General features: G+C 74.4%; 9 protein-coding genes and 1 pseudogene. 5 read left to right on the top strand and 5 right to left on the bottom strand.

Features of this window, described 5'->3' with window-relative positions:
- Positions 1-118 precede the first annotated feature (118 nt).
- Genes egtB through egtD form a run of 3 tightly spaced genes read left to right on the top strand, consistent with a single transcriptional unit; the run spans position 119 to position 3212 of the window.
- Positions 119-1462: an ergothioneine biosynthesis protein EgtB gene (gene egtB, locus GV126_RS28405; RefSeq protein WP_159672101.1), complete on the top strand. Its 1344-nt coding sequence runs from the start codon at positions 119-121 to the stop codon at positions 1460-1462.
- On the top strand, positions 1462-2253 hold the full coding sequence (gene egtC / locus GV126_RS28400; protein ID WP_159672100.1) for an ergothioneine biosynthesis protein EgtC: 792 nt from the start codon (positions 1462-1464) through the stop codon (positions 2251-2253). Before egtB ends, egtC begins: the two co-directional genes overlap by 1 nt.
- Positions 2250-3212: an L-histidine N(alpha)-methyltransferase gene (gene egtD / locus GV126_RS28395; protein ID WP_159672080.1), complete on the top strand. Its 963-nt coding sequence runs from the start codon at positions 2250-2252 to the stop codon at positions 3210-3212. Before egtC ends, egtD begins: the two co-directional genes overlap by 4 nt.
- A 32-nt stretch (positions 3213-3244) precedes the next feature.
- Here the strand turns inward: egtD and GV126_RS28390 are convergent, their stop codons facing one another.
- Complete coding sequence (locus tag GV126_RS28390) at positions 3245-4507, bottom strand: extracellular solute-binding protein (RefSeq protein WP_159672078.1); 1263 nt, start codon at positions 4505-4507, stop codon at positions 3245-3247.
- A 228-nt stretch (positions 4508-4735) separates the two neighbouring features.
- Between GV126_RS28390 and GV126_RS28385 the strand changes: the two genes are divergently transcribed.
- The gene (locus tag GV126_RS28385; protein WP_159672076.1) at positions 4736-4951 is read left to right on the top strand and encodes a dodecin; all 216 of its coding nucleotides are present in this window, start codon (positions 4736-4738) and stop codon (positions 4949-4951) included.
- A 377-nt stretch (positions 4952-5328) separates the two neighbouring features.
- Here GV126_RS28385 and GV126_RS28380 read toward each other — a convergent pair whose 3' ends face one another.
- The 4 genes from GV126_RS28380 to GV126_RS28365 are packed head-to-tail and all read right to left on the bottom strand — an operon-like array spanning position 5329 to position 8937.
- Positions 5329-6498, bottom strand: coding sequence for a M20 family metallopeptidase (locus GV126_RS28380; RefSeq protein WP_159672074.1), 1170 nt, complete (start codon positions 6496-6498; stop codon positions 5329-5331).
- Entirely contained in the window at positions 6498-7172 is a 675-nt protein-coding gene (locus tag GV126_RS28375; protein ID WP_159672072.1) for a DUF1028 domain-containing protein, read from the bottom strand. The genes GV126_RS28380 and GV126_RS28375 overlap by 1 nt, the downstream gene beginning before the upstream one ends.
- The gene (locus tag GV126_RS28370; protein WP_159672070.1) at positions 7169-7639 is read right to left on the bottom strand and encodes a RidA family protein; all 471 of its coding nucleotides are present in this window, start codon (positions 7637-7639) and stop codon (positions 7169-7171) included. Before GV126_RS28370 ends, GV126_RS28375 begins: the two co-directional genes overlap by 4 nt.
- 2 nt (positions 7640-7641) lie before the next feature.
- Complete coding sequence (locus GV126_RS28365) at positions 7642-8937, bottom strand: flavin-containing monooxygenase (RefSeq protein WP_159672068.1); 1296 nt, start codon at positions 8935-8937, stop codon at positions 7642-7644.
- A gap of 368 nt (positions 8938-9305) precedes the next feature.
- On the opposite strand from GV126_RS28365, the pseudogene GV126_RS28360 reads away from it, so the two are divergent.
- Positions 9306-10151 (top strand): annotated as a pseudogene (locus GV126_RS28360) (RNA repair domain-containing protein); the annotation flags it as partial.
- Positions 10152-10350 lie beyond the last annotated feature (199 nt).

Genomic DNA, 10350 nt, shown 5'->3' with positions numbered 1-10350 from the left:
CCCCACGCGCCAGCGGGGGCCGGCCCGCCCTCGGGGGCGACCTCGCCGCCCACCGGACCCGCACCGGGCGGACGTCCGCCGGGCAGAACCCCACCGCGCACGGGAAGGACGATCCCGCATGACCGAGCCCGCATCCGCTCCCGCACCCGACGCCGCGTCCGACGCCGAGGCACTGCGCGAACGGGCGCTCGGCTCGCTGACCGCGGCCCGCGCCCGCACCACGCTGCTGACCGATTGCGTCGAGGACCCCGACCTCACCGCCCAGCACTCGCCGCTGATGTCCCCGCTGGTGTGGGACCTGGCGCACATCGGCAACCAGGAGGAGCTGTGGCTGTTGCGCGCGGTCGGCGGCCAGGAGGCGATCCGCCCGGAGATCGACAGCCTCTACGACGCCTTCGAGCACCCGCGCGCCGAACGTCCCTCGCTGCCGCTGCTGCCGCCCGAGGAGGCCCGCGCGTACGCCGCCGAGGTGCGCGGCCGGGCCATGGACGTCCTGGAGTCCGCCGACCTGCACGGCACGCGCCTGACGGAGGCCGGCTTCGCCTTCGGGATGATCGCCCAGCATGAGCAGCAGCACGACGAGACCATGCTGATCACGCACCAGCTGCGCACGGGGCCGCAGGCCCTGACCGCACCGGATCCGGACCCGGCCCCGCCGTTCACCGGACCGGCCGAAGTCCTCGTCCCCGGCGGCCCGTTCCTCATGGGCACCTCCACCGAGCCGTGGGCGCTGGACAACGAACGCCCCGCGCACGTGCGCGAGGTGGCACCGTTCTGGATCGACACCACCCCGGTGACCAACGCCGCCTACCAGGCGTTCATCGAGGACGGCGGCTACGACGACCCGCGCTGGTGGGCGCCGCGGGGCTGGGCGCACATACGGCGGCACAGGATCGGCGCGCCGCTGTTCTGGCGCCGCGACGGCGGGCAGTGGCTGCGGCGCCGCTTCGGCGTCACCGAGGCCGTCCCGCCCGACGAGCCGGTGATGCACGTGTGCTGGTACGAGGCCGACGCCTACGCCCGCTGGGCCGGGCGGCGGCTGCCCACCGAGGCCGAGTGGGAGAAGGCCGCCCGGTACGACCCGGTGCGGGACCGCTGCCTGCGGTATCCGTGGGGCGACGCCGACCCGGGCCCCGAGCACGCCAACCTCGGCCAGCGGCACCTGCGCCCGGCCCCGGCCGGCAGCTACCCGGCCGGCCGGTCCCCGCTGGGCGTGCACCAGTTGATCGGGGACGTGTGGGAGTGGACGGCGAGCGACTTCCTGCCCTACCCGGGGTTCCGGGCGTTCCCGTACAAGGAGTACTCGGAGGTGTTCTTCGGGCCCGAGTACAAGGTGCTGCGCGGCGGTTCGTTCGCCGTGGACCCGGTGGCCTGCCGGGGCACCTTCCGCAACTGGGACTATCCGATCCGGCGGCAGATCTTCTCCGGCTTCCGCACCGCCCGCTCCCAGGAGGCCGACTGATGTGCCGTCACCTGGCGTACGTCGGCCCCGCGGAGCCGATCGGCCGGCTCGTCGTCGAGCCGCCGCACGGCCTGTACCGGCAGTCGTGGGCGCCCCGGCACCAGCGGCACGGGACGGTCAACGCCGACGGGTTCGGCGTCGGCTGGTACGCCGCCGGTGATCCGGTGCCGGCCCGCTACCGCCGGGCGGGGCCGATCTGGGCGGATCTGTCCTTCGCCGACCTGGCCCGGGTGGTGCGCACCACGGCCCTGCTGGCCGCGGTGCGCGACGCCACCCTGGCCGGGGCGGACGCCGAGGCCGCGGCGGCGCCGTTCGCGGCGGGCCGGTGGCTGTTCAGCCACAACGGCGCCGTCACCGGCTGGCCCGCCTCGCTGGCCGGCGTGGCGCGCGCCCTGCCGCCCGAGGACCTGCTGTCGCCGGCGGCCGGCACCGACTCCGCGCTGGTGTGGGCGCTGGTGCTGGCCCGGCTGCGCGGCGGCGACGGCGGCGCCCAGGCCCTCGCCGACACGGTGCTGGAGGTGGCCGCGGCCGCCCCCGGCTCCCGGCTGAACCTGCTGCTCACCGACGGCGAGACGATCACGGCGACCGCCTGGGGCGACACCCTGTGGTACCGCGCCGAACCCGGCCGCCGCGCGGTCGTGGCCTCCGAACCGTACGACGACGATCCGCTGTGGCGTGAGGTTCCCGACCGCACCCTGGTCGTGGCGAGCCGCGCGGACGTCCTGCTCACTCCGCTGAAGGACCTCACCGAGGACCTGGCCCCCCGCACCCTTGAGGAGCCCCGACGTTGAGTCCGTTCCACGTCACCCGCACCCTGCCCGAGGACGCCATGGCCGCCGCCCTGCGCGCCGACGTCCGCCACGGCCTGACCCGTACCCCCAAGACGCTGCCGCCGAAGTGGTTCTACGACGCCCGCGGCAGCGAGCTGTTCGAAAAGATCACGGAGCTGCCCGAGTACTACCCGACCCGCGCCGAACGGGAGATCCTGCTCGCGCGCGCCGATGAGATCGCCGCCGCCGTGCCCGCCCGCACGCTGATCGAACTGGGCTCCGGCTCCTCGGAGAAGACCCGCCATCTGATCGACGCGCTCACCGGCCTGCACACCTACGTCCCCGTCGACGTCAGCGAGAGCGCGCTGCGCCAGGCCGGAGACGCGCTCGCCGCCGAGCGGCCCGGACTCCAGGTGCACGCCCTGATCGCCGACTTCACCTCCGGGCTCGCGGTGCCCGGCACACCCGACCCCCGCCTGCTGGCGTTCCTCGGCGGCACGATCGGCAATCTGCTGCCCGCCGAGCGGGCCCGGTTCCTCACCGGAACGCGCGCCCTGCTCGCCCCCGGCGACGCATTGCTGCTGGGCACCGACCTGGTCAAGGACCCCGAGGTGCTGGTGCGCGCGTACGACGACGCGGCCGGGGTGACGGCCGCGTTCAACAAGAACGTCCTGGCCGTCATCGACCGCGAACTGGGCGCCGACTTCGACCCGGACGCCTTCGACCACGTGGCGCTGTGGGACGCCGAGCAGGAGTGGATCGAGATGCGGCTGCGCGCCCGCACCGCCCAGACCGTGAAGGTGCGCGCACTCGACCTGGCCGTGGAGTTCGCCGCGGGCGAGGAGCTGCGCACCGAGGTGTCCGCGAAGTTCCGGAAGGAGACGGTGGACGCGGAGCTGACCGCGGCCGGCTTCGAGCCGGTCCGGTGGTGGACGGACTCCGCGCGGCGCTTCGCGCTGTCGCTGAGCGTGGCGCGGTGAGATGACGTGAGGTGAGGCTGTGGCCCCGGGGATCAGCCGAGCCCCGGGGCCAGTTGCTCGGTGATGCGCCGGGAGGCGCGGCGGGCCTCGGTGGCCGGGTCGGCCCCGGTGAGCACCTTCGTCATGTACCTCTTGATGGGGTTGTCGGCCTCCACGGCGGCCCACTGCGGGGTGCTGGGGGTCGCCCGGCCGTGCGCGGCGCCCGCCGCCATGGCCGCGACGCCCTCCTCGCCCGCGACGGCGGAGGCCAGCGTGGTCTTGTTGGGCACGTAGTTCATCGTGCGGGCCAGGTCGGTGTCCCACCGGGCGCCGGTGAGCGCGGCCACGACGGCGACGGCGGCGTCCCGGTCGTCGGTGTTGCGCGGCACGATCAGGTCGGAGCCGCCGGTGAAGACGGTGCCGGGACGGTCGGCGGTGCGGCCCGGGACGGGGAAGAAGCCCAGCTTGTCCTTCAGGGCGGGGTTCTTCCGCACGACGGCCTGGGCGATGCCGGGCACGGCCACGATCTGCGCCACCTGCCCGGTGGCGAACACCTCCGCCTGCGGCGGGTGTTCCTCGTCGGCGTCGGCCGGCCCGTCGCCGAGCGCCTGCAGGCGCCGGTAGAAGTCCATGCCGCGCAGCGCGGCCGGGCTGTCCAGGGTGCCCTTCCAGACGTCGCCGGTCCGCTGGGCGAGGTCGCCGCCCTCGTCCCACACGAAGCCCGCGAGGGTGTACCAGTCCTGCCCGGCCAGGTAGATGCCCTGGGTGGTGCCGGAGTCGAGTTTCTCCGTGGCGGCGAGCCATGCGGCCCGGGTGCGCGGCGGGGAGGTGATGCCGGCCTTCGCGAACAGGTCCTTGCGGTAGACGACGACCCGGTTGGCGGCGTACCAGGGGATGCCGTACTGCGCGGAGTTGTCCTGCCCCGGCTCGGCGAGGCCGGGCAGCCAGTCCCGCATGCCCCAGTCGCGCATGGACTCCAGGGTGAGGTTGGTCAGCCGGCCGCCCTCGACGTACTGGGCGACCTGGGTGTTGCCGACCTCGATGACGTCCGGGCCGTCCTGCGCCTGCCCGCGGAGCGCGGCCTGCACCTTGGGGCCGATGCCGGTCCATTGCTGGATGCGGATGTCCAGGCGCAGGTCCTCGTGGGTGCGTTCGAAGTCCGCGGTGAAGCGGTGCAGGAAGTCCGGTGAGGCGCTGTCCTTCATCAGCCACACGGTGACCGTGTGCCGCCCGCCGCCGCCCGGCAGGGCGCCGCACCCGGCGGCCAGGACGGCGGACGCGCAGGTGAGGGCGAGGGCGAGGAGACGACGTCGCACGGCGGATCCTGTTCTGTCGGACGGACAGGGGCGGGTCCCGACGTGGGGGGCCGAGCAGGGCTCGCAACGGGCGTGCTCGGATTTTGGTATGGACCAATGCTGGCGTCAAGTGGCGCAGCGGTCACGGTGTGCACATCTCGCGCACCGGCCCCACATACGGCACGGTGGAGTGATGTGGACCACACCTGCTGTGCGGTCCCCCGCGTCGCGTCCGCGAGAGGAGCACCCATGACCGACCACGTCTACCGGGTCACCGAGATCGTCGGCAGTTCGCACCAGGGGGTGGACGACGCCATCCGCAACGCCATCGCCCGCGCCTCGCAGACCCTGCGCAACCTGGACTGGTTCGAGGTGACCCAGGTCAGGGGCCAGATCGAGAACGGGCAGATCGAGCACTACCAGGTAGGCCTGAAGGTCGGCTTCCGGATCGAGGACGCCGGCTGAGCGGCGGCCTGTAGGCGGCTGCCGGGCGCGAGGGCGCGGGCGGGCGCTGTCCGGGCCAGGGGCCGGGTGGGCGGTCGGGGTTCGCGGGGCCTGGGAACGGCGGCCCGGAGCGGGGCGTATCGCGGGCGGGAGCGCCGGGTGGATCCGCGGCGACCCGCGCTCCGTGGGCGCCGCCGCGCCCGCGTGCGCGGGCCGCGCCCGGGGACGTGCGGACGCCGCCGGGGACGGCAGCTCGGGGGACGGCAGCTCGGGGGACGGTCGCCTCCGCGGCGCAGACGCAGGCGCAGGCACCGGGCCGGGCCGCACGTCATGCAGACGTGTGCGGCGCGCGCGGCGCACACGGCCGCTGCGCCCGGTCGCGGTGGCGACCGTCCTCGTCATGCCGTCACTCCCCCGCCCGGCGCGCTTCGGTCCTCCCCGGTGGACGCGCCGCGGTCCACGCCGGTCCAGGCCAGCGCGACCGCCCCGTCGAGCAGGGCCCGCTGGGCCGTCCCGCCGACGCAGTGCGCGGCGAACTCGCGCTGGTGGTTGGTGGCGGGCAGTGATCCGATGCCGATGTAGGGGTGGATGGCCGGGACCACCTGCGAGACGTTGCCCATGTCGGTGGAGGCGCGGTTCATCCGGGCGGCCTGGCCGGGCGGCGCGAACGTGCGGCCCAGCGCGAGGGCGTTGGCCCGGTAGTGCCCGAGGGCGGTGGTGTCGGTACGGAACTCCGCGTACGGCTTGCTCTCCGGCTCGATCTCCAGCTCGCACCCGGTGGCGAGGGCACCGGCCTGGAAGGCGCGTACGACCCGTGGCTCCAGCTCGGCGAGTTCGGCGAGCGTCTCCGCCCGCACGTACCACCGGCCGGTCGACCGCTCGGGGACGGCGTTCGGGGCGTCCCCGGCGTGCGTGACCACGCCGTGCACCCGCGCCGAGGCCGGCAGGTGCTGGCGCAGCAGGCCGATCGCGACCTGGGCGACGGTGAAGGCGTCGGCCGCGTTGACCCCGGCCTCCGGGTAGGCCGCGGCGTGCGCGGACCGGCCGGTGTAGGTGATCTTGGAGTGGCTGACCGCGAAGGGCCGGGCCTCGGCGACGTCGACCGGCGCCGGGTGCACCATCATCGCCAGGTCCACCCCGGCGAAGGCGCCCCGGTCCAGCATCTCGATCTTGCCGCCGCCGCCTTCCTCGGCCGGGGTGCCGTAGACCTCCACGGTGAGGCCGGCGTCGTCGGCGACGGCGGCCAGGCCGAGCGCGGCCCCCACCGAGGACGCCGCGATGAGGTTGTGCCCGCAGGCGTGGCCGAGGCCGGGCAGCGCGTCGTACTCGGCGCACAGCGCGATCCGCACCGGCCCGCTGCCGAAGCGTGCGTGGAAGGCGGTGTCCAGTCCCAGGTAGGCGGAGGTGACGTCGAATCCGGCCCGATCCAGAAGGTCGGGTACGGCTGCGGCGGCCCGGTGTTCCTCCCAGGCGGTCTCCGGGTCGGCGTGCAGCCGCTCGGACAGGTCGATCAGTTCCTCGGCGCGGCGGTCGACGGCCCGCCGGGCCGCCTCTTTCAGCGCGCTCATCACAGGTCGCCCGGGACGCCGTAGGAGGGAGCGGAGGCGGGGTCGAGTCCGCGCCGCACGTAGTCGTCGCGCTGCGGCAGCCACACGTCGAGGAGTGCGCCGAGCTGGTCCACGGGATCGTCGGCCCAGTCCACCCTGAGGTCGGTGACCCGCCAGTCCACGTCCGCGACGACGGCCAGGCCCGCGGAGTGCAGCGGCCCCTCCTCGCCGCCGGCCGCGACACCGGCCCTCAGGGCGGTGAGCAGCCGCTCCTCCAGCTCCCCGGAGGCGGCGGCGTAGGCGTCGAGGAGGACGCCGGCGATGTGCGCGCCGGAGAGCATGTTGCCGGCCGCCACCGCGCCGTCGGCGGTGGCCGAGGCGTGCGTGCCGAGCGTCCGCGCGCCGCTGTGAGCGAACCCCGGCCCGGAGCGGCCCAGCACGGTCAACTGCCGGTAGTCGATGGTCTTCGCGGTGTCCGGTGCGCCGGTGACCTCGGCCAGGGCGCGCTCGGCGTCGCCGTGGTCCGCCAGCCCCCGCAGCAGGCGCGGGCCGAGCGTGGGATCGGTGACGTTCTGCGAGGCGGCCGCGCCGACCCCGGGCCGCAGGTGGGCGACCCGCGCCGCGACCGCCGGGGACGACGAGGCGACCACGATGCCGAACCGTTCTCCGTCGCGTACCACCAGGGACAGCGTCATGCCCGGTCCTCCTCGGGGATCACGGCGATCGCGTCGATCTCGCACAGCCACTCCGGGCGGGCGAGGGCGGAGACGACCAGGCCGGTGGAGATGGGGTGCACACCCTTGGTCCAGCGGCCCACGGTGCGGTACACCGCTTCCCGGTAGCGGGGGTCGATCAGATAGATGGTCAGTTTGACCAGGTGTTCCATACGGCTGCCCGCTTCTTCGAGCAGCATCTTGATGTTGGCCATGGCCCGCTCGGCCTGCGCCTCGGCGTCGCCGATGCCCACCGACTCGCTGGTGTCGAGGTCCTGGCCGATCTGGCCCCGGACGTAGACGGTGTTGCCGGCGACGACGGCCTGGCAGAGGTCGTTGTCGAGGTTCTGCTCGGGATAGGTGTCGCGTGTGTTGAACGGACGGATCCGGGTGTGCCCCCCGGCGACGATCGGGGCCTTCGCCGGGCGGCCCTCGCTCGTGGACGTCATCGTCAGCTCCTTCGGTTGTCGCCGGTCGCCTGCGCGGCGACGGGCCGGTCGGTGGTGCCGTAGGCGAGGTAGCCCCGCTGGGTCGCGATGTGGTCGGCGACGTACCGGGCGTCGTGCCACACGCCCCAGATGAAGCTGGAGCCGCGGCGGGAGAGCCAGGGCAGGCCCAGGAAGTAGACGCCGGGCTCGGTGGACACCCCTCGCCGGTGGCTCGGGCGGCCGCTCTCGTCGAACGCGTCGACCTGCAGCCAGCTGTAGTCGGTGGCGAAGCCCGTCGCCCAGACGATGGAGGTGACGCCGGCCTCGGCCAGGTCCAGCTCGAGCCGGGGACTGCTCACGCAGTCCGGGTCGGGTCCGAGCACGTGTGCCTCGGGCTCCTCGGGGAGGTCGAGCCCGTTGCGCTCGACGTACGCGTCGGCGGCCCGGAGAAACGCGAGGTATTTCTCGTCGCCGAGCGCGATGTTCGCCGCGAGGTCGGGCGCGAAGCGCAGGACGCCGTCGTCGTAGGACGCGGTCATGCCGACGAGTTCGATGCCCGCGCCGGCCAGGGCACGGAAGTCCACGGTGTGGCCGCCGTGGGCGCCGCTGACCGCGATGGTGACGTGTTCGGCGCCCTGCGGAGGCGTCTGGGCGTCCCAGATCCCGAGCACGCCGAGCCACCAGCAGAAGTCCCGTCCGCGGTACTGGCGCGGAGGACGGTCGTGCGGTCCGACGGAGAGGAAGACCCGGCGTCCGGAGCGGCGCAGCTCGTCGGCGATCTGGACCCCCGAGGAGCCGGCCCCGACGACGAGGACGGCGCCCTCGGGCAGGTGCTCCGGGTTGCGGTACCCGCTGGAGTGGAGCTGCAGGGGTACGGCGCCGTCCGGGACGACGGGCGGGATCACGGGCCGTTGGAACGGTCCGGTCGCGGCGACGACGAAGCGCGCGTCGATGGGGCCCTCGGACGTCTCCACGCGGAAGCCGGGGCGCCCGCGGTGCCGGCGCACCCGGGTCACCTCCACGCCGCAGCGGACCGGTGCGCCGACCTTCTCGGCGTAGGCGACCAAGTAGTCCGCGACCTGCTCCTTCGAGGCGAAGCCGTCCGGGTCGACGTCGGTGAACTCCAGCCCCGGGAAGCGGTCGTGCCACGCGGGCCCGTTGGCGACCAGGGAGTCCCATCGCTCCGAGCGCCAGCGCTCGGCGATGCGGTGCCGCTCCAGGACGAGGTGCGGTATGCCGTGGGCTCCCAGGTGCTCGCTCATCGCCACACCGGCCTGACCGGCCCCGACGACGACTACTTCGGTCTCTTCACTCGGCATGTGAGCCTCCACTCAGGCGGTAGTCCATCCCGGTGTCGCGACGTTGACTGTGCTACCGCGCGACACATCCTCCGGCGCCCCCTCGAAAACTGTCCAACAGATGTTTCAGTGGAAGGCGATCTGATTTACAGATTCAATGGGGTGCGGGTGAGAGCGCCTGTCATCGGAAGGCGTCCAGGGGTGTTGGGGCTGGGCACACCTGGTGAGGTGCTGTCGCGGGCCTGCCACCGGGCCGGGGCGAGCAGGGCGTCGCGGTCCGGGCGGACGATGGTGGGGAAGCCCGAGAACGGCCGGACATGCCTCGCGTGCGTGCCGAGACCGGAGAGGTGTCTGCCGCGAGCGCCGAGCCGGCCGGGACAGGAGGGGTGATGCGGACCAGCGACGAGATCTACCACCGCATCCGCTGGGACCCTCGGTTCGACCCCGCCCGGTTCGTCCTGGGGATCAGCGAGCGCGGGGGCGGTCCCTGCACACGTGTCCCGCTGCCGTCCTTCGTGCCCGGGGGCGACATTCCGTGGCACCGGGTGGTGTTCGTCGAGGCGGACGGCGAGGTGGTGTGGGACCGGGCCACGGGTGTGGACCGCGTCGGCACCTCAGCGGCCGGCCGGGTGCGCGGACGGGGGCCGGACCCGTCCCGCGACACACGCTGCGGCGCGCACGAGCCCGTCGACGTCCTCGACGTGCCCCCGACGGCCCGCACGGCGGTGGCCTGGATCCCGCCGGCGGAGCTGTGGCCGCCGATCCAGGACGTCCGCCGGGACTACGACCCCCAGATCCACCGGTGGCCCCCGCACGTCAACGTGCTCTTCGGCTTCGTGCCCGAGTCCGCAGGGGAGCGGGCCGCCCCGCTGCTCGCCGCGGCGGCGGCCGAGACGCCGGTGTTCACCGCCCGGTTGGACGGGGTGCACACCTTCCGGCACCGGGCGTACTTCACCGTCTGGCTCGACCCGGCGGCGGGCGGCCGGGCGCCCTGGGCGGATCTGCACCGCGCCCTGCGGCAGCGGTTTCCGCGCTGCCGGGGGCCCGCCGAGCACTTCACCCCGCACCTGTCCCTGGGCCGGACCCGGGACCCCCGGCAGGTCACCGCCGACTGCGCCGCCCGGCTGGAGGCCATGACGGCGACGGTCTGGGAACTCGTCCTGCTCGCGCGCACGGGCGACGGGCCGATGCGGCCACGGGCCACGGTCGCCCTGCGCACGGGCGAGATCCACTGGCTGCCCGGGCCCGGCGTCGAGGCGCCGGGCCCGGAGGACACCGCTTGGCTCGCCGCGATCACCGACCGGTAGGGCCGGAGCCGACGGTCGGCGCGAGAACGACCGGACCTCGGTGGAGGAGGCCGGTGACGCCGCGGAATCCCGGGGGGCGCCGGGTAGGAGTTCCGTGGCACGTGGAGCGCGGCCGGCAGGGGCAGGA

It is taken from the genome of Streptomyces mexicanus, from assembly GCF_902506575.1.
Classification (GTDB): domain Bacteria; phylum Actinomycetota; class Actinomycetes; order Streptomycetales; family Streptomycetaceae; genus Streptomyces; species Streptomyces mexicanus.
This window is presented reverse-complemented; position numbering and strand designations above follow the sequence as displayed.